This window comes from Vasconcelosia minhoensis LEGE 07310 (assembly GCF_015207255.1).
GTDB lineage: Bacteria > Cyanobacteriota > Cyanobacteriia > Phormidesmidales > Phormidesmidaceae > Vasconcelosia > Vasconcelosia minhoensis.
The window spans coordinates 1-18,485 of the sequence record NZ_JADEXG010000041.1 but is presented as its reverse complement, the minus strand read 5'-3'; the positions used below and the strand labels follow the sequence as shown (position 1 = coordinate 18,485).

Genomic DNA, 18,485 nt, shown 5'->3' with positions numbered 1-18,485 from the left:
GTTTAGGCGGTCAAAGCTGATTCAGTTCGGGCTCTTTCAGGTCGGCGGAGCCGACGGTCACGGTGGTTTCCTGAAGGCCCTTCAAAGCAGCGCTAGTCTCGTCTTTTGGCGATGGAGCGGTCTCCTGCTGGGCTGTCGAGTGGGGCAGCAGGCGCAGCAGCGGCAGCGGCAGCAGCGTTGTCAGGTTGGTGATCACCACCAGCAGCCAGAGATTGTCAAACTGGGTATCGGTGACGTTCAGCCAGTGGGTCAGCAGCGCTCCCAGCTCATGGGAAAGCAGGCCAGCCAAGTTGACAATTGACATCAGCAAGGCGAACAGGGTGGCTTCGACCCCCGGCGGGCAGAGCCGGGCTGAAAGCACCAAAACCGGCATAAAGGCAATCTGACCCATCACCGTCAGCACCAGGCTGTCGCCCAGGCTAAACCAGCGATCGTCAATTCCCAGCTGGCGATTGGTATGGGTCACCAACAGCAGCGCCGTCATCCCCAGCAGCGCTGACAGCACCGTAGACCAGGCAAAAATTTTCCGAAAGGAAACCGACTTGAGAAACCGCTGAAAAATCCAGATCCCTACCAGCGCCGCCAGGCTCGTGACGAGCCGCACCCGGCCTAAAAACTCGGGCTCAAATCCCAGCTCGTTCGTCGTGAAGAAAAAGAAGGCGGAATCCGCTGTGGGCGTCGCCTGCCAGAGAAACAGAAACAGGGCAGGCATCCAGATTGCCTTCTGACTTACGGCGGCCTTGAGCTGTTGTACCTGCTGCCAGATCGCCTGAAAGTTCGGTCGCTCAGTGATTGGCTCTTCGGCAATCAGCCAGGCGACGCCGGAAACCACCAGCGGAAAGGCGGCGGTGACGGCGAAAACGAACTGGGTACTGGTCTGCTCCAGCAGCAGTCCACCTAGATAGGCGGTAATTAGGCCGCCAAAGGCAGAGGCCCCCCAAGCCAGCGATTGCAGCGTGCCGGCGTCGCTTTGCGACTCCTGCCGCGCCCGCTCGACCACCAGCGAATCTACAATCACATCGGAGACGGCCACCGACAGCGACGTCAGGACAATCGCCGTAATCGCGGCCCAGGCGGTATTAACCACTGTCGCCAGGGCCAGCCACGCGATCGCGCCCAGCAGCCCCGACAGCACTAGGTAGGGCCGCCGTCGGTATTTGAAAATTGGCAACCCGTCTGATAGAAAACCAAACAGTGGCTTCACCGTCCAGGGCAAAACAGCAATCCCCATCAGCGCCGAGACTTCCGCCGGGGTCAGGCCGATGTCGTCTTTAAGAAAAAAGCTGACCGCTAGCCTCGCCAGGCCCAAAACGCCTTGGATAAAATAGACCAGCAGGATGGCGACTAGCTCAGTCGTTAGAGGCTGACCCAGCAGCACCCTTTTCTCAATGAACTGCTTAAAAGCGGATTCAGAAGTTGCAGACGCTGTCATATTAAGAAATATCAACTTCCCCTATGATAGCGACCTGCTCCATGCGGTCACACCTGGCCGCGCCGGTTACTACCCAGCGACCGAAGCTGCGGTCTACCCTTGGGGATAGTCTGATTTGAAATTGAACAAAATCTAAGCGGGCGGGCGGAATCGAACCCCCATCATCAGCTTGGAAGGCTGAGGTTTTACCACTAAACTACGCCCGCAGTTGAACGATGCATTGCACATCCATATCTAGACTAAATTAGCACATTTGCTATGACTCCTGAACCGGTGGTCGAGTTCGACCGCGTTGACTAGCCCGGCGCAGTTGGGGTTACCTGCACATCGATCAGCAGGTTGCCATCATAAACCGGCTGTCCATCGGCTCCCCGGGCTGGCTCAAAGCGCAAATTCGCCGTGGGTAGCAAGCAGGCCAGCGCATCCTCGGTTGGGCTGGGGGCAGCACCGGTTTCATCCCAGGGTACTGCCCCAATCAGCTCCCCCGTTGCTGAAATATCGACTCGAAAAGTAAACGTCCCCGGCTGGCTGGCATCGATGTCACCACAGTTTTCCTGCTGCGGGTCGAGGATAATGCTCGCAGTTGGGCTACCTGGCGGGTTGGCCGCACTGGGCTGGGGCGGCTCTGGATGAACATCCGTGGCGAACTGGTCCGGCACGTAGCCATGGCCGATCAGACTCATAAAAACCGAGCTGGCCGAATCGAACCGATCGCCGCTCGGGATAGCTTCCTCAATCGGTTGCCCGGCCAGCGTCGGCAGTTCGGTCGGAGCGTCGGTCGGCGCAGCTGTTCCCGCCGCGGCTGAGTCTGGCCCGTTATCTGTCGGGTCGTCTGGCGCATTAGCGGATGGATTGTCTGGTGGCGGGTTGACGGGTGACGGGGCTGGCGTTGCGAGTGGATCCGGTTCGGGGAGTTGAGTTGGCGGCGCTGGGCGAAACGGGTTGGGGGCGGGGGAGCGACTCGCGTCTTCAGGATCCTCAGGCTGCACCGGTGGCGGCTCGGGTTGGGTGAACAGGGACGGGGCCTGCTTTGACGGCTTGAGCAAATCGGCACTGGGCTGGGTGGCAAGCAGGCTGGGCGCAGACGCTGTTTGCGGCTTCAAGCTTCCGTCTGGGGAATTCGCTATTCCCGCTAAGGGCTCAGCTAGAGTCTCAGCTGGAGCTTCAGCCGGATTGTCGCCCGGCACCAGCTCAATGGGTACGGTAAAGCCGCCCGCCTGTGATTCTGAAGCGGGCCGCAGCCGCATCATCATAGGCAGCACCCAGCCTAGCAGCACCCCATGCACCAGCATCGACAGCCCAGCGAGTAAAGGCCATAGTCTGGGCGGATCGCGATGCTGTCTCTGCTGAAGGGACTGAGCCACGAACATCTCAACCAAAAAAGCTTCTTTAAGCTAGCACTGACCCGCCTAATCCCCCAATTAGGGGAGCCAACTGGGAGACGGATACCCTACACTAAGTCCAATGAAGTGACTGGTTTCCAGCTCCTATCGCCGCTTTAGCCTATGCCCTGGTCTCGTATTATTAGTGGAGCCGCCGCGATCGCGATCGCGGGCAGCATGATCGTCCTGGGGGGTTGGTATTTCACCATCGGATTGGGGATCATCATTTACCTGGGCCAGCTAGAGGTGTTTGAACTGGTCAGAGCAAAAGGCGGCAACCCGGCGGGTAAGACGACGCTGATTGTCACCCAGGTACTGCTAATTTCGGCCCATATCGCCCCGCCGCTGGCCGATGCCGTCCTGTCCTTAGCGGGCACCTGCATCTGCTTTTATCTGCTGTTTCAGCCTAAGTTTGCCACGATTGCCGACGTTGCCGCCTCGATTATGGGCCTGTTCTACGGCGGCTATCTGCCCAGCTACTGGATTCGGCTGCGGGACATCGACACCGCTGGGACTACCAATCTGCCCCTGTCTGGCTATTGGCCCCACAGTCTGGAGTTTTCGGCGCTGCCGCTGGGGCTAGCCACGACCTTTATTGCTTTTGCCTGCATCTGGGCAGCGGATATTGGGGCCTACGTTTTTGGCCGGGCCATTGGCCGCACCCCGCTCTCCAGCATCAGCCCCAAGAAAACCGTCGAGGGGGCGCTTTCTGGCCTGGCGCTAAGTCTAGCTGTCGGCGCAACTGGCGGCTGGGCGCTGGGCTGGCCACTCTGGTGGATCAGCGGCATTGCCTTTGGGTCGGTGATTGGCGTTTCTAGTCTGCTCGGCGACCTGACCGAGTCGCTGATGAAGCGTGACGCCGGTGTGAAGGATTCAGGAACGCTGATTCCCGGCCACGGCGGTATTCTTGACCGCACGGATAGCTATGTTTTTACCGCGCCGCTGGTCTACTACTTTATTACCCTGCTGCTGCCGCTGCTAAAGCCGGTTTAGCACCTGCACAGAACCTACAATTACGGGGTTACCTGCACCTGCCCCCGGCAGTAAACCGCGTCTGCCAGCAGCTCAAACGCTTCAAACTTTGCTTGCGAGCCCAGGTCCCATTGAAAATTTTCCAGCGTGGCGATCGGGTCTCCTGCTGGCGCTGTGAGCGTTGCCAACCACTGGGGCTGCTGCAAAACCAGGAGATGCCCAGACTGAACCGTGAGCCCGGTGGCTATGACAATCTGTGGGATAGAAGGTTCTGCTGAGGGAGCTTGGGGATAAAAGCTGAGGATCAGCTGGCCCGGTCTCAGGCTGACCTGGGAATGATGGAGCTGACCTAGCTCAGTCCAGCCATATCGAGCTGCCAGCTCGGCCTGAAAGCCGGGCCTCGCATATAAGCTGGCCCAAAAATCTTGCAGGCCTTCCTGCAACAGCGGCGACTGCCAGGAGTCGTTTAAATTAGCTCGGCTGAGGCGGATTTCGCCCCGCACCGGAAAGGCCGCCAGCAGCCGCAGCGGCCTGCCTTGCAGCACCTGACCCAGATTGATCCGAATCTGGTCGGCTGCGATCGCAACCGCTTGCACGTGAATACCCCGGTATACCGCCTGGCGAGCCGATAGAGAGACAGCCGGGAGGTAGCCTGAAAGAATTTCGCGATCGCTTCCCTGAAGCTCAAAGCTGAGCCCTTCGATCTGCTCGACCTGGGATTGCAGCCATAGCCTTACTGCCACAGGTAGAATGCGGCCCAGGAAACGGCTACCCCGGGGCGCTGCGGGGGTTTGCTCAGAATTGGATTGGGTCATTGGGCCTCCTGGGCTAAAACCGCTTTTTCATCATGTCATAAGCGGGATTTCCCCAAGAATGTTATGGAATTCGGTAATATGTCCGATCCCAAAACCGCTTATAATGTTATGAAAACATGACTTTACGATCCCCGGAACGCCCAATAGCCCAATAAATCAATATAAATAGCGCTCGACAGACTTGATCCCCAACGGGATCTTTGTCATAGTGATCCCCAGCGCCTATGCAGTCGTTTTATGGAGAACACCTATGCCTAACCCACCCCGCATTCCGCTCGAAGAGATGACCCTGCGCCAGCTCCGTCGGGTTGCCAGCGACTATGAGGTCTCCCGCTACAGCCGTATGCGGAAGGTTGAACTGATCGCAGCTATTCAACAAAAGCAAACGGCGGCGGGAGCTGCCCCGATTCCGGTCTCGACGATTACAGCGGTCGATGGTCAGACCGAGATCGAAGCGTCTAAATTCTCGACCCCGGCTGAACCTCAAGCCATGCAGCCTACGGTTGAAGAGCTGGCTACGGTTGACGATGGCTTGGGCGAGCTGCCGAGCGGCTATGGTGAGAGCCGAATCGTGCTGCTGCCTCGCGATCCGCAGTGGGCCTACGTCTATTGGGACGTTCCCAACGAGCATAAAGAGCAGCTGCGTCATCAAGGTGGCAGCCGTCTGGCGCTGCGGTTCTATGACGTCACCGATGTAGACCTCAACTACCAGAGCCCCCACAGCCTGCAACAGTACGAATGCGATGAGATGGCGCGGGAATGGCACTTGCCGATTCCGGTCAGCGATCGCGACTACATTGTCGAAATTGGCTACGTTTGTAACGACGGACGCTGGCTAATTTTGGCCCGTTCGGCCCCGGTGCGCGTACCGCCGGTCTATCCCTCTGACTGGATGGAAGACCACTTCATGACGATTGACTTCAATGAAGAGCTGAGAGGGAGAACCTTCATGCAGCTGGTGCCGCCGAGCCATCGCGCTGCCGCTGCCGCTGCCGCCGCTGCCAGAGGCGACAGCAGCAATCCCCTCTACGATGAGATCTTTGCCCAGACCCGTTCAGCCGAAGCGATGCGGGTTGCTGGTTCGCTGTTTGGCTCGATGCAGCAGGCGCAGATGCCGGAGAGCGCCGTCAGTTCCTATGTCTTTCCTTCTGGGGCGGGTCTCTGGGCGCTACCGACCGCCTCTGGAGTCAACATGTCGGGGGCAGGCTTCTCGGCCTCGGCACCGCCGATGCGCCCTCGTAAATTCTGGCTGATTGCCGACGCCGAGCTGATCGTCTATGGAGCAACCGAGCCCGATGCCACCGTGACCGTCGGCGGCAAGCCGATTAAGCTCAACGCCGATGGCACCTTCCGCTTCCAGATGTCGTTCCAGGACGGCGTCATCGACTATCCGATTGAGGCCGTGGCCGCCGACGGCGAGCAGACCCGCTCAATCCATATGAACTTTGAGCGCGAAACACCTTCCCGCCATACCAATACCAAGGATGAGGCGGTGGAGGAATGGTTCGCTTAGACCCAGCGAGAATGTCTGAGTCGTAAAGCGGCTGAACGATAAAGCCCCATGGGACGCTCATCAGCGTCCCTTTTTTATGCCGTCAATTGGTTAATGTCCGCTGCGGTTGGGCTGCCGCCGGCTCAGGCGATAGCCGAGCGCCGACTGCCGATGGATTGGCCCTGATCGTCTTGCAGCTCCAAGAGGTCGCCTTGCTGAGCCTGGACATTAGCTGCCATCGCCCTTTGCTCCTCTGCTGTCCGGTGTTCCCAGTATGGCAGTCGGCCCCGGCGGCGTCAGCGGGTTACGAAATTTGATACCGAACAATAAAAATAGCAAGCGACTGGGTCACCTGCTATGAGGGGGAGCTAACGGATTGGAATGTTGCAGGGCTAGTAGGCCAGCGTCTCTAGGGTTTCCCGCAGATAGAGGCGAACCAGCGGGTCGAGGGGAGTGGTTTCGAGCAGGTCAGCGGGCTGCTCAGACCGCCAGCTGCGAAAGCCGGAGCTGTTTGCGATCGCAGACTTCAGGTTTTGCCAAAGCTCAGCACTGTCTGACGAGGAGCTAGGGGGTGTGGAGGACGGACGGGCCATAGGAACCTCTGACTTGGGGCGTTGTACTGTCACTCTCCATAGAATACCTTAGGTATTTTTGGGGTGCTGTGTGAATTGCCACAGTTTTGGGAGTGGATGGAAGAAGCGGGGAGGGGAAAGAGTAAAGAGTAGAGAGTGGGTCAGACTTCGTGAGATTCGTTGACTGGGGGGTCGGTGACCGATGTGGGTTCGATTGGTTCGGACTCCATCGCTATGGGTGTATCAGTAGCAGAAATTGGCGCTGGTTCGTCGGTTGAATCGGCTGGAGGCGCTGGCGGTTCTTCCGGCTCGAACGCCTCCTGCTCGAATGTTTCAGACGCGCTCATAGCCTGAGCTGGCCGGATTGGTTCCGGCTTAGAAGGGGCCTGAGAAGGGACCTGAGAAGGGACCGGAGAAGAAGCCGGTACCGGGTCTGCAATCTCGGGCAAAATCCAGTTCACCCGCAGCCCGATGATCGAGAAGTCGGTTGCAATCGCGTCGGCCTCGTAGGGCGTGGCGTCGGCCAGCTGCTTTTCATCCGCCAGCAGCACCCGCAGCACGCTGAGCGGCACCTGGAGAAAAAGATTGAACCCCAGAAAGCTCAGGGCCGCCACCAGCAGTCCGACCAGATGGGGCTGCCCCGCCAGCGGAGTCGATTCCGCTGCCAGCGGGGCTAGCCGATAGAGCTGCCAGAGCAGAAAACCAGCCAGGACAGCGCCGCCCAGGGTCAACAGCTTTGTCAGCCCCGAGCGAAATAGAGGCAAAAGCTGCCGCCGTTCGAGGCTGAGCTCAGCTGGCCGAATCGCCAACAGTACCAGGCTGAAAATGTAGAACGGTCGGCGCCACTGCATCCAGACGACTGGAACAATGCCCGTGATCGCCACCCCTGCCAGCTCAGCCCGCGCCGGTAAAACCGGTCGGCCCGTGGCCAGGCCCGCTAAGCAGAGCTCCAAAAAGAGCGGAACTGCCGCGAGCCCGGCCAGGTGAACCCAGAGGTAAGGATCGCGTCGAGCTGCCATCGGACTAGGCAGGCGTGAGGGTACGGCGCTTGGTCACCAGCCGGAAGGCGTCGATAATGTCGCCCTCCTGCCAGTCGTTGAAGCCGTTTACGGCAATCCCGCATTCAAATCCGGCATTCACTTCCCTGACGTCGTCTTTCATCCGCTTCAGCGAATCCAGGTTGCCTTGGTAGAGGGTCTCGCCGCCGCGTTCGACCCGCACCCGGCAGTTGCGGGTGACTTTGCCTGATAGGACATAGCAGCCCGCCACCGTGCCCCGCCGCGCCGGGAAGATAGCCCGCACTTCGACCTGGCCCAAGGGCTCTTCCACCTGTTCCGGATCGAGCAGACCTTCCATCGCGCCTTCGATATCTTCCAAGAGCTTGTAGATGATCTCGTAATCGCGAATGTCAACGCCTAGGCGGTCTGCCGACTGCCGCGCCCCCGGTGCCAGCGTAGTATTGAAGCCAATGATCACGGCGCTACTGGCTGCGGCCAAATCCACATCCGTTTCCGTAATCTCACCCGGTGCTGCCATCAGCACCCGGATCTGGACTTCATCCTGCGGCAGCTGCTGCAGCGAAGCCAGAATGGCCTCCAGCGAGCCCTGCACATCGCCCTTGAGAACCAGGTTGAGCTCCTTGAGATCGCCCTCCTGGGCCTTAGCCGAAAGCGAGTTGAGCGTCACCCGACGCGATGCCATGGCCTGCTGTAGCCGCGACTGCCGCTGTTCGACGGCGCGCGCATCGGCTGCCGCTCGGGCTTCTTTTTCGTCGGCGTAGACTTCGAACTCTTCGCCAGCTGGCGGCACATCATTCAGCCCCAGCACCTCTACCGCAAAGGACGGCAGCGTAGACTCAACGCGATCGCCGCGGTCATCGATCATGGCGCGCACTTTACCGAAGACCGCTCCGGCGACAATGGCGTCACCGACGTTTAGCGTTCCATTTTGGACCAGCAGCGTGGCCACTGGGCCTCGAGCCTTGTCCAGATGAGCCTCGATTACCGTCCCACGGGCCAGTCGGTCGGGGTTGGCATGGAGGTCTTCCACTTCGGAGACTAGCAGCAGCATCTCCAGCAGCGTATCGACGCTCTCACCCGTGATAGCGCTGACTGGCACCATAATGGTATCGCCACCCCACTCTTCGGGAACCAGGTTGTGTTCCATCAGCTCCTGCTTTACCCGGTCAGGCTGGGCCGTTTCCTTGTCGATCTTATTAATCGCGACGACAATCGGCACCCCCGCCGCCTTGGCGTGGCTAATCGCCTCGATCGTCTGGGGCCGAACGCCGTCATCGGCGGCGACCACCAGAATGGCAATATCAGTGACGCGAGCACCGCGAGCCCGCATGGCGGTAAAGGCCTCGTGACCCGGCGTGTCCAGAAAAACGATCTGACGGCTGCCAGACTCCTGCTCTAGGTCAACGTGGTAGGCCCCAATATGCTGGGTAATGCCGCCCGCTTCGCCCTGGGCCACCTTGGCCTGACGGATATAGTCCAGCAGGCTGGTCTTACCATGGTCAACATGACCCATGATGGTGACCACCGGCGGTCGCTGGTGAAGATTTTCTAGGTCGGCTTCGTCCAGCATCTCGGTGACTTTTCGCGCTTCTGACTCTTCTTCAGTTGTCTCAACCTCAATGCCAAACTCTTCCGCCACCATCTTGGCAGTAGGCAGGTCTAGCGTCTGGTTGACGTTAGTGGCAATTCCCTTAAAGAAAAGCGACTTAATAATCTCAGTCTGGGGAGTCGCCATCCGGTCAGCCAGGTCGTTGACGGTGATGCTGCCGGTCAGCACGATCATCTCTGGCTGTTCTGGCTCCTCCTCCTGCCGCCGCTCGCGTCGCTGGCTGCGAGAAGTCTGACTGCCGCGCGGGCTAATTTTCTTAGCGGTCGGGGCCGGTTTGGCCTGGGTTTGCTGAGATTTTGGCTTGGGGGGCCGTACGAGAGAAAGGCTCACCTGCGGCATTCCAGCGCTGCTGCCGCTGCCGTCATCAGTAAAGTCTTCTTCTTCGTCGATGACCACCTGGGAGCGACGTCTAGCCTTGCTTGTCTTAGACTTAGGACGAGACTCCGTCCGCTCTTCGTCCTCTTCTTCGCGGGCCTTGTGCTTGGGTGGTCGGGGCGAAGGACGCCGCAGATCGGCAATTTCGCTACCGCTGTCTGAGAGACCGCCGTCGTCATTGTCCGTAACCGTATCGGTATCCCGAGGCGACTCTCGGCTGGGGCGAATGGTATCGCGGGAGACCGGCCGCTTGAGTTCAATTGACGGTTTGGGACTGAGCCCAGGTTTAGCTGCGCCGCCGACTTCACTGGTGTCTCGGCCAGCATCTCGGCCGCTGTCGCGTCTGGCCTCTTCGCGATCGCGCCGCTTCACCGGCAGCTGAATCTGCCGAGCGTCATCGTCGCTTCGCCGAGCGGATGGCTTGGCGGGTCGTGACGGCGGCTGTACCAGCTTAGGACGCAGATACGGGGTTTCGGGAGCATCGTCGGCCGTTAGGTCATCCGAGTCAGAGCGGCTGGTCGGCTTCGCCGCTGAGGCAGGGGCCGCAGCCGAGCTAACCGGGGCTGGCGCAGTTGGACGCGACGGCCGGCTCGGTGGCGACAGTAGCTCATCTGACTCGGACCCGTTAGCCGCTACCTGACCGGTTTCTGGCTCGCTCGACGGTTCATCTGGCTGTGAGTCCGGGCTAGCATAGCGGCGAATTTCTAAGATTTGCTGCTTCCGCACGGGCCGATTGGGCCCTTTTGTCTTCTCGTTTGCCTTTTTAGGAGCTACCGCCTTATCCACTGGCCTGTCTACCGGTCTCTTGATTTTGGTTTTGGCGCTGCTGCCAGCTTTGCGGGCTTCAGCTCGAATCCGATCCGCATCGTCTTCGCTGATGGTGCTGCTGTGGCTTTTAACCGCAACCCCTAGCGCTTCACAGATCGCCAGAATGTCTTTGTTATCTAGCTTGAGCTCGCGTGAAAGCTCGTATATTCTGACCTTGCCTTTGCTCATCCACTTCTCCCTCTGGAAAAAATTATTACATATTCATAAGACCTGCTGCTCTAATCACAACAACATTTCAGCCTAAGCGTAGGACACTATGCTACTCGTTTTTCAGGGTTGAGGCGCTGCTGCACCAGCAGAAACCCCGTTAGCGGACCCCGAAGTCGCTCCAGCAGAAGCCTCTTCAGACTGCTCCAGTCGCTGTTCTAGCGTCTGGTAGAGAGTTTCAGGCACCTGTGCCTTAAGCACTCTTGCCAGCCTATTTTTTCGCTTTGCCGCCGTGAGACAATCTGCCCTGGGGCAGAGGTAGGCCGAACGGCCCATGCCCTGATCTAATTGTACCTGTCGGCTCGGATGTACTCGAACAATCCGCCAAAAGTTTTGTCGATGATCGATCCGACGACAGCTCATGCAGCGACGGTAGTTGGGTTTTATTGGGCTTCACCTCCTGCGGCATCGGGGCTAAGCGAGTCGGCCTCAGGATCAAACCCCACAGTCTCAGCGGAAAGCGTTTCGGCTGGGGCAGCGGTCTCCACATCAGCAGCGGCAGCTGGGTCCGCCACCGCGATCGCTTCGGGCGCAGCTTCGACTGCGGCCGAAATCGTTGCGGCGGCATCCTCGTCATCCATCATCTCGACCGCCGCTCGCTCGGCTGCCTGTTCAACAGAGCCGACCTCGCTGCCGACTGCTGCCTCGGAAGTCCCGGCCTCCGGAAAATCCTCAACTTCTGACAGCGCTTCCTCCGCCAGGGCCATCTCCTCAGCTTCTAGGGCAGCCTGCTCCTCTGCCGCTAGCCGCCTGGCCTCGGCGAGCTCCTCCATCTTGCGGGCTTCACCTTCATAGTCGTACTTAGCGGAATCTTTAATATCGATTTTCCAGCCGGTCAGCCGAGCCGCCAGGCGAACGTTCTGGCCTTCTTTCCCGATTGCCAAGCTAAGCTGGTCTTCGGGTACCAGCACGTGAGCCTGGCGATCGTCTGGGTTCATCAGCCGCACTTCGTCCACACGGGCGGGGCTGAGCGCATTGGCAATATAGGTTGCCGGGTCGGGAGACCAGCGGATGACGTCAATTTTTTCGCCCCGCAGCTCGTTCACCACGACCTGAATCCGCGAGCCCCGCGCGCCAATGCAGGCCCCCACCGGATCGACGTCCCGTTCTAGGGTGTCAACGGCAATTTTGGTCCGGGGACCGACCGACCGAGACGGGGGATTGGCTTCGCGAGCGACCGCCACAATCCGCACGACTTCGTCTTCAATTTCAGGTACTTCGTTGGAAAACAGCTCGACCACCAGACCCGCATCGGCTCGAGAAACCAGCAGCTGAGGCCCCCGGTGAGAGCCTTCCGATACCCGCTTGAGGGCCACTCGAAAAGTAGCATTAGCCCGGTAGTTATCGTTGGGCAGCTGGTCCCGCTTCAGCAGCTCGGCTTCGACATCAGGCTGGCCCAAACCGCTGCTCACCGCCATAATTACCGACTGCCGCTCAAACCGCAGCACCCGGGCTGACAGAATCTCGCCTTCCAGATCTTGAAACTCTTCCTGAATCAGGCGGCGCTGCTGGTCGCGCAGCTTCTGGGCCAGCACCTGCTTGGTCTGAATTGCCGCCATCCGGCCAAAGTCGCCCTGCTCGGGGGTGACATCGAGCACGACCGTATCGCCGATCAGGGCCTCAGGGGCTACCTCTTGTACCAGCTTTAGCTCGATTTGATGGTCTGAGTTGTCTACGGCTTCGACAATCGTCTTGTTTGCCAGCACTCGAAAGCCTTCTTCTTCGGTATCGAGCTCGACGTAAAAGTTGTCGAAGTATTCTTCATCAAACTGATTGCTGTCCATCTGCTGGGTGCGCCGATAGCGCTCATATCCCTTCAGCAGCGCCTCTTGCAGCGCCTCTTGGACAGCCGTCTTGGGTAGATTGCGCTCCCGGCTGATGCTGTCGATCATGTCCTGAAGACTCGGCAAGCTCACCATTGACATAGGCGTATCCTCCTAAAAATTCTATTCGTCTACCTGATTGCTGAGCTGTACGGTTTGCACCAGCTCGCGGGGAATCGAGATCGCGCGTCCTTTCTGATTCAGCGCCAGCTTTTGGTCGTCGCGCCGCACCAGCCGGCCTACCCAGGTGCGCTTGCCCTGGTGCGGTTCGGCCAGCTGCACCTCGACCATGAACCCCTTGAAGACAGAGAAGTCGCGATCGCTCGTCAGCTGCTCAGACACCCCCGGGCTCGACACCTCTAATACATAGGCATCGGGAATAATCGCAGAGCCGTCTAGCACGTCCTCCAGCGCCACACTCATGCGCTCGCAGTCCTCCAGGCTCGTATCTTCAGCCTGGGGATTGCGCACGTCAATGCGCAGCACTGGCGGGCTTTGGTTCGTCTGAAAAACGGTATCCACCACTTCTAAGCCCAGCTCATCGGCGATGGGCGTCGCCAGGGCTAAAACTTCGGGAATCAGGGGATGCGTCATGACAGTTCCAGGTAGGCCAGGATTCAATCCAATAAACCAATAAAAAAAGTGGGCTCGCAAGCTCCCACCCTTCGTAGATCGACGAATTGGGACAGCAAACGGAGGTTTACTGCATAAGCCAGTCTAGCGCATCCCCCACCCGTCCTGCAGAGCCCCCCTTAATCTCTATCCCGCTCAATCCAGTCCTAACGCCTACGGCGACGCTTCGCGATCACCCGATCACCCCATCACTCTTCCCTTTTCCCTCTTCACCCACTACCCACTACCCACTACCCACTACCCACTACCCACCACCCACTACCCCTTCTCCCCCTGCCGTGTCGCATCATACAGCCGATATCGCGAGGCATCCAGCTGCTCAAAGTCCTCAGCCGACAGCCGCTCGACGTAGTTAATTTTGATTTCTTCAAGCAGAACATTGACGAGGGACTGAATTTCGCTGAGAGTATTGTCCTTGCTTATTTCCGTCCGCAGCGATGCGCTAAACTGGCTGACCAATTCCTCAGTCAAAGCCGCACCGGTTTCATCTGAGAAAGCATTCTGTAAACCCTCGTACAGGCTTTTAGACAGCTCGGTCGCCAGCTGGTGAGAAATCTGGTCAGATAAAGGCGCTACCCCTGGCAGCAGCTTCAGTCCCTGATAGGCGGGGGCCTGGTGGAGGGCGCTGGCGACGCTGTGCTGGAGCAGCGCGTCAAGCTGGGGCTTAATCTGGGGCAGCACCTGGTAAAGAATGACGCTGCTGACTCGCTGGGTGATGGTTTGCACCTCATCGACGCCGTTCAGATCGATGTAGCGACGCTGATCGGCGGCAGAGAGCAGCCATTCGCTGATCTCACCTTTGCGCACCAGGTTTTGGGCCTGGTCGATCACCCGCAGGATGACAATTTCGGTCAGCTCTACCGCAAACTGGCTAATAAAAATTCGGTTGAGCCGATTGCGCAGCGGATCCATGTCTACCAGATTGGACTGGTTTAGCCGAACGGTGACCGGAATCACCCGCAGCCAGCGCCAAAAGCCCAGAAATAGCGGTACGTCGTAGAGCCGCCAGAGCATGGCGTCGAACCAGGTGACGTTGTCATGACGGCGGCTAAGGAAATAGGTACGGGCGACAAACTCGCCGGCAAATAGGGCCATAAACCAGATGTCAATCAGCCAGAACCGATCGATTGGGCCGCCGGTTTCATCGATCCCCCGGTAGTAGTTGGTCTCCATTAGGGGGCGAATTTCATCGTTGAAAAAGCCAATCTCGTCGGTGAATCCCTGCCGCCGCAGCCAGGCCACCCGCCAAAAATCCTGAAACGACTGCTTGGCCGACTCCTCGCCGATGCGATCGCGTATTTCGTTCTTAATCTGCTCCAGCGTCCCAGACTTGTTCGCCAAGGCAAAGGGATCTTCGTCGATTATCTCGACGCTCTGCTGCCGCAGGTCGGCCAGGATTTCCTGACTCTCACTAGCCTCCAGGCCGCTGGTTTCAACCTGGCTAATCAGGCTGTCCACCGTTCTCAAATAGCTAACGGTGGCGCGCTCTGGCTCAATTCCCTTCAGCTGCTCGCCATACCAGACGGTCAGCTCGGGAAAAAAGCGCAGGTACTGGTCGCGAAAGCGGATATAGCTGAGGTCAAACAGCACCAGTATCAGGTTTACCAGCGCAATCACGGCCATGATCCGCTCAAACCAGTAGGCTTTGCGGGGACGGCGAGACGAGCGTTGGGAAGAAGTGCGTTTGGAGGCGGGGCGAGTCAGAGCAGACATAGATTCAGAAGGGGCACACAGTCAAAAAGGGGAGCCGGTGTTCTCCAGCCTAGCCGGGAAGCGATCGCGCGGGGATAGGCGGCGCGATAACAGCCTGCTGCAAATAGCCACGATAAACTGAGGAAGCATGTTTTTAACAATAATTATTGATCCCCATGACCGTCGCAGTTGAATCGTCCACCGGCCGCCACTGGCAGTGGCAGGGCTACCAGGTCTACCTCGTCCGAGCGGGCAGCGCCCCCGACCGACCGCCGCTGCTGCTGGTCCACGGCTTTGGTGCGTCAACCGACCACTGGCGCAAAAATATTGCTGAGCTAGAGGCCGACTTTGAAGTTTGGGCAATCGACCTGATTGGCTTTGGCCGGTCGTCCAAGCCCGACCGGGGCTATAGCGCCGACCTTTGGCGGGACCTGGTTCACGACGTGATTACCAAGCAGATTGGCCGACCGGCGGTGCTGGCAGGCAACTCCATCGGGGCCTACACTTGCCTTTCGGTCGCCGCCGCCTATCCCCAGGACGTAGCTGGGGTTTGTCTGCTTAACGGCGTCGGGACCTTTAGTCAAACGACCGTCGTCAATCCGCCCAATCCCTTCCAAAAAGCCATTGGCGACCTGATTAAAGGATTTGTCCTCTCTCCCCTGCCAAGCTGGGTGATTTTTCAATACGTGCGGCGACGGTCGGCGATTCGTAAAACCCTGGAGCAGGTCTACCTCGACCGGACCGCGGTCACCGACCAGCTAGTGGAAGATATCTACCGTCCAGCGACTGAATCTGGTGCCGCCGCCGCCTTTGCCGCCCTGTTCAAAGCGCCTCGGGGAGAGTCGGTGGACCGGCTGCTGGAGACAACCACCTGTCCGCTGCTGCTGCTCTGGGGCGAGGGCGATCCCTGGATGGATACTCGCCAGCGCAGTCAGCTCTATCGTCAGTACTACGTCAACCTGGAAGAGCACTTTCTTAAGGCGGGTCACTGTCCCCATGATGAGGTGCCGGAGCAGGTGAATGGGCTACTGCGGGAGTGGGTTTTGGGGACGGTGGTGGGTGGTGGGTAGAGTGATCGGGTGATCGGGTTGGGGGGTGAAGCGGGTTGGGGTTGTATCCCGTCGGACATACAGGGGATGGCGGGGGTGGCCGGTGCGGTTGCGGCTGAGGCAGAAGAGTTTTTGGTGATGGGTCAGGAGCAGGTTTAGGACGGCGCGATCGCGTTCCCATAAGCCGCCTTCGTTGCCCCAGGCCAGTACGATCCGGTCGGCTGCTTGCGCTGCGGCCAAGAGATAGCGGTCGTTTTCTGGGCCAATCGGTGCCGCCGCAGTCTTGAGCAGGCGCGGATGGGGCGTCCGGTAGGCGAATAGGTTGACTACCGTGAGGGAACCGTACTGCCAGCGCTGGGCGAATTGCGTGCAGGCTCGCAGGGTGGGATCGTCCTGTTGGGCGTCGGCGCGGCTGGGGTTGAGCATGATGAAGGCCACGTTTGGCCCGGCTGCGGCCCAGCGGCGATGGAGCGAATAGCGGTAGGTGCCGGTGGCGTCGAATTGGGCCGAGCCCGAGCTTAATTCATGGCCAGTTGTTAACATTTCTAAATAAACAGATAGTGTCCGGTCTTCGGCTCAGTCACCGAAAGGCAAGGAACTCAGGAGCGGGGTTTTGAAACTATTTTTAAGCTTAGAGGCAGGGCTGCGCCGGAACCTAGCCATTCTATTCGTGGCGGGTCTCTGCTTTTGGGCGGGGCTGGCGGGGCTGCTGCCCAATCTGCCGCTCTATATTGAGACTTTTGGCGCGAACGGGCAGCAGATTGGTCTGGTGATGGCCTGCTTTGCGGTGGGGCTGCTGGCCTTTCGGCCGGTGATGGCTCGGCTGACTGACCGGCGGGGCCGTAAGCCGGTGCTGATGATCGGGATTAGCGCGATCGCGTTAGCCCCCATTGGCTATCTGGCGGTCCAGTATCTGCCAACGACGACGCTGGACCTCCCCAACGGACCGGTCAACTCAGCGGTTTTGCTGCTGATGCTGGTGCGGGCCTTTCACGGCCTCAGCATCGCTGCTTTTGCCACGGCCTACAGCGCTCTGATCGCTGACCTCGCGCCGCCGGGACATCGCGGTGAGCTGATTGGCTACATGAGCCTGGCAAATCCGGTGGGGATGGCGCTGGGGCCTGCCCTGGGGGGATATTTTCAGGGAAATTTTGTTCTGGCCTTTCTGTCGATGACGGCGATTGGCGGCGTTGGCCTGCTTTGCGTGCTGCTTTCCCGTGAACCCGATCGCGAGCCCAGCCCAGCAACTGAACAGAATTTACCAAACAAGTCTAAAAAAGCCTTTTGGAGTCTGATTTTCACCCCGCCGATCCGGATTCCGGCATTAATTCTGCTGCTGGTGGGGCTGGCCTTTGGGTCGCTGGTCACGTTTGTGCCGCTGTATGCCCGCGAGGCCGGGCTGGCCGTCAATATTGGGCTGGTCTATACGATGAGCGCGATCGCTAGTTTCGCGATTCGGCTGCTGGCGGGCCGAGCGTCTGACCGCTACGGTCGAGGCCGGTTTATCAGCCTGGGGCTGCTGTTTTATTCCCTATCGATGCTCACCCTGTGGCTAGCCGACAGCGTGCCAATGGTGCTGCTAGCGGGAGCGCTCCAGGGCGCGGGGGGCGGCACGCTGATCCCAATTATTGGCGCGCTGATGGCTGACCGCTCTCGACCGAATGAGCGCGGGCTGACCTTTGGCCTGTGCCTCACCGGCTTTGACGTGGGCATCGCGCTGGCCGGGCCGCTGGCTGGACAGATTGCCGACCTCAGCAGCTACCGCACCGCTTTTGGTTTAGCCGGGCTGATGACCCTGCTGGGATTGATTATTTTCATTACCGCTTCGAGCAAAGATCTGGCCCACTCGGTTCGCTTTGCCCTGGGCGGCGGCAGGGACGTCTATGCGATTTCTTTAGATCGGTAGTGCCATATTCTAAAAGCAGACCGTAGCAAAAACGACGCTGGGTCTGTCCAACGTCGTCCCTTGTGCCCCTTAGGGGATGGTCATAAAGCGGGCCTGGAGGGATTCGAACCCCCGACACCGTAGTCCGTAGCCACGTGCTCTAGTCCACTGAGCTACAGGCCCTCACCGGCTCCTAATATTAGCACAACCCATTAAACATCGTAGAAACTTTATGGAAATCCCCTCCAGCCTTACCCACCTCGACCCCCAGGGCCAGGCTCAGATGGTAGACGTGTCGGCTAAAGCCAAGACTGCCCGTCAAGCAGTGGCTATTGGCTATGTGAAAATGGCACCGGCTACCCTCACGGCGATCGAAACTGGCAACGCTCCCAAAGGCGATGTACTGGGTACCGCTCGCATTGCCGGGATTATGGCGGCTAAACAAACCGCTTCACTGATTCCGCTCTGCCATCCCCTGCCGCTCAGGCAAATTGAAGTCCTTCTGGAATCCGATCCTGCCTTACCGGGCTACCGACTACAGGCAAAAGTCAAAACGACGGCTGAAACTGGGGTTGAGATGGAGGCTCTAACAGCTGTCTCTGTGGCCGCACTGACGCTCTACGACATGGCTAAGGCGTTGGAAAAGACGATAGAGATTGGCGGTATCCGCGTGATTCAGAAGACGGGGGGGAAGTCGGGG

16 protein-coding genes and 2 tRNA genes are annotated in these 18,485 nt (G+C 59.0%); 5 read left to right on the top strand and 13 right to left on the bottom strand.

What is annotated here, in order from left to right; genetic code table 11:
* Positions 1–10: 10 nt before the first annotated feature.
* The 3 genes from IQ241_RS16245 to IQ241_RS16235 all read right to left on the bottom strand — a co-directional run bounded on the left by IQ241_RS16245 (position 11) and on the right by IQ241_RS16235 (position 2,811).
* The gene (locus tag IQ241_RS16245; RefSeq protein WP_193909060.1) at positions 11–1,432 is read right to left on the bottom strand and encodes a folate/biopterin family MFS transporter; all 1,422 of its coding nucleotides are present in this window, start codon (positions 1,430–1,432) and stop codon (positions 11–13) included.
* 135 nt (positions 1,433–1,567) lie between these two features.
* A tRNA-Gly gene (locus tag IQ241_RS16240) sits at positions 1,568–1,638 on the bottom strand.
* 90 nt (positions 1,639–1,728) lie between these two features.
* A complete protein-coding gene (locus IQ241_RS16235) occupies positions 1,729–2,811 on the bottom strand; it encodes a hypothetical protein (RefSeq protein WP_228021780.1) in 1,083 nt (360 codons plus the stop codon).
* Positions 2,812–2,937: 126 nt separating this feature from the next.
* Here IQ241_RS16235 and IQ241_RS16230 point away from each other — a divergent pair, with 126 nt between their 5' ends.
* Positions 2,938–3,807 (top strand): phosphatidate cytidylyltransferase, encoded by an 870-nt coding sequence (locus IQ241_RS16230; RefSeq protein WP_193909057.1) that lies wholly within the window; start codon positions 2,938–2,940, stop codon positions 3,805–3,807.
* Positions 3,808–3,827: 20 nt separating this feature from the next.
* Here IQ241_RS16230 and IQ241_RS16225 read toward each other — a convergent pair whose 3' ends face one another.
* Entirely contained in the window at positions 3,828–4,601 is a 774-nt protein-coding gene (locus tag IQ241_RS16225) for an LmeA family phospholipid-binding protein (RefSeq protein ID WP_193909055.1), read from the bottom strand.
* Between the two features lie 250 nt (positions 4,602–4,851).
* On the opposite strand from IQ241_RS16225, the gene IQ241_RS16220 reads away from it, so the two are divergent.
* A complete protein-coding gene (locus tag IQ241_RS16220; protein WP_193909053.1) occupies positions 4,852–6,114 on the top strand; it encodes a DUF4912 domain-containing protein in 1,263 nt (420 codons plus the stop codon).
* 371 nt (positions 6,115–6,485) lie between these two features.
* Here IQ241_RS16220 and IQ241_RS16215 read toward each other — a convergent pair whose 3' ends face one another.
* From IQ241_RS16215 to IQ241_RS16185, 7 genes are all read right to left on the bottom strand, one after another.
* Positions 6,486–6,686 carry a hypothetical protein gene (locus tag IQ241_RS16215; RefSeq protein WP_193909051.1) on the bottom strand — a complete coding sequence of 67 codons (201 nt, stop codon included), beginning with the start codon at positions 6,684–6,686 and terminating at the stop codon, positions 6,486–6,488.
* A gap of 140 nt (positions 6,687–6,826) precedes the next feature.
* Entirely contained in the window at positions 6,827–7,684 is an 858-nt protein-coding gene (locus IQ241_RS16210) for a low-complexity tail membrane protein (RefSeq protein WP_193909049.1), read from the bottom strand.
* A 4-nt stretch (positions 7,685–7,688) separates the two neighbouring features.
* Complete coding sequence (gene infB, locus IQ241_RS16205) at positions 7,689–10,664, bottom strand: translation initiation factor IF-2 (RefSeq protein WP_193909048.1); 2,976 nt, start codon at positions 10,662–10,664, stop codon at positions 7,689–7,691.
* A gap of 102 nt (positions 10,665–10,766) precedes the next feature.
* Complete coding sequence (locus IQ241_RS16200; protein WP_193909120.1) at positions 10,767–11,090, bottom strand: YlxR family protein; 324 nt, start codon at positions 11,088–11,090, stop codon at positions 10,767–10,769.
* On the bottom strand, positions 11,087–12,628 hold the full coding sequence (gene nusA, locus IQ241_RS16195) for a transcription termination factor NusA (RefSeq protein ID WP_193909046.1): 1,542 nt from the start codon (positions 12,626–12,628) through the stop codon (positions 11,087–11,089). Before nusA ends, IQ241_RS16200 begins: the two co-directional genes overlap by 4 nt.
* A gap of 21 nt (positions 12,629–12,649) precedes the next feature.
* Positions 12,650–13,120, bottom strand: coding sequence for a ribosome maturation factor RimP (gene rimP / locus IQ241_RS16190; RefSeq protein ID WP_193909044.1), 471 nt, complete (start codon positions 13,118–13,120; stop codon positions 12,650–12,652).
* 297 nt (positions 13,121–13,417) lie between these two features.
* Entirely contained in the window at positions 13,418–14,872 is a 1,455-nt protein-coding gene (locus IQ241_RS16185; RefSeq protein WP_193909042.1) for a hypothetical protein, read from the bottom strand.
* Positions 14,873–15,027: 155 nt separating this feature from the next.
* Between IQ241_RS16185 and IQ241_RS16180 the strand changes: the two genes are divergently transcribed.
* Positions 15,028–15,921, top strand: a complete 894-nt coding sequence (locus IQ241_RS16180) for an alpha/beta fold hydrolase (RefSeq protein WP_193909040.1) — start codon at positions 15,028–15,030, stop codon at positions 15,919–15,921.
* On the opposite strand, the gene IQ241_RS16175 is transcribed toward IQ241_RS16180, so the two are convergent.
* Positions 15,877–16,443, bottom strand: a complete 567-nt coding sequence (locus tag IQ241_RS16175; RefSeq protein ID WP_193909038.1) for a DUF1643 domain-containing protein — start codon at positions 16,441–16,443, stop codon at positions 15,877–15,879. The two genes, IQ241_RS16180 and IQ241_RS16175, sit on opposite strands and share 45 nt — an antisense overlap.
* 70 nt (positions 16,444–16,513) lie before the next feature.
* Here IQ241_RS16175 and IQ241_RS16170 point away from each other — a divergent pair, with 70 nt between their 5' ends.
* A complete protein-coding gene (locus IQ241_RS16170; RefSeq protein ID WP_193909036.1) occupies positions 16,514–17,806 on the top strand; it encodes an MFS transporter in 1,293 nt (430 codons plus the stop codon).
* Positions 17,807–17,894: 88 nt separating this feature from the next.
* On the opposite strand, the gene IQ241_RS16165 is transcribed toward IQ241_RS16170, so the two are convergent.
* Positions 17,895–17,968: transfer RNA gene (locus IQ241_RS16165), tRNA-Arg, on the bottom strand.
* Positions 17,969–18,017: 49 nt separating this feature from the next.
* Here IQ241_RS16165 and moaC point away from each other — a divergent pair.
* On the top strand, positions 18,018–18,485 hold a 468-nt coding region (gene moaC / locus IQ241_RS16160; RefSeq protein ID WP_193909034.1), incomplete at its 3' end, for a cyclic pyranopterin monophosphate synthase MoaC.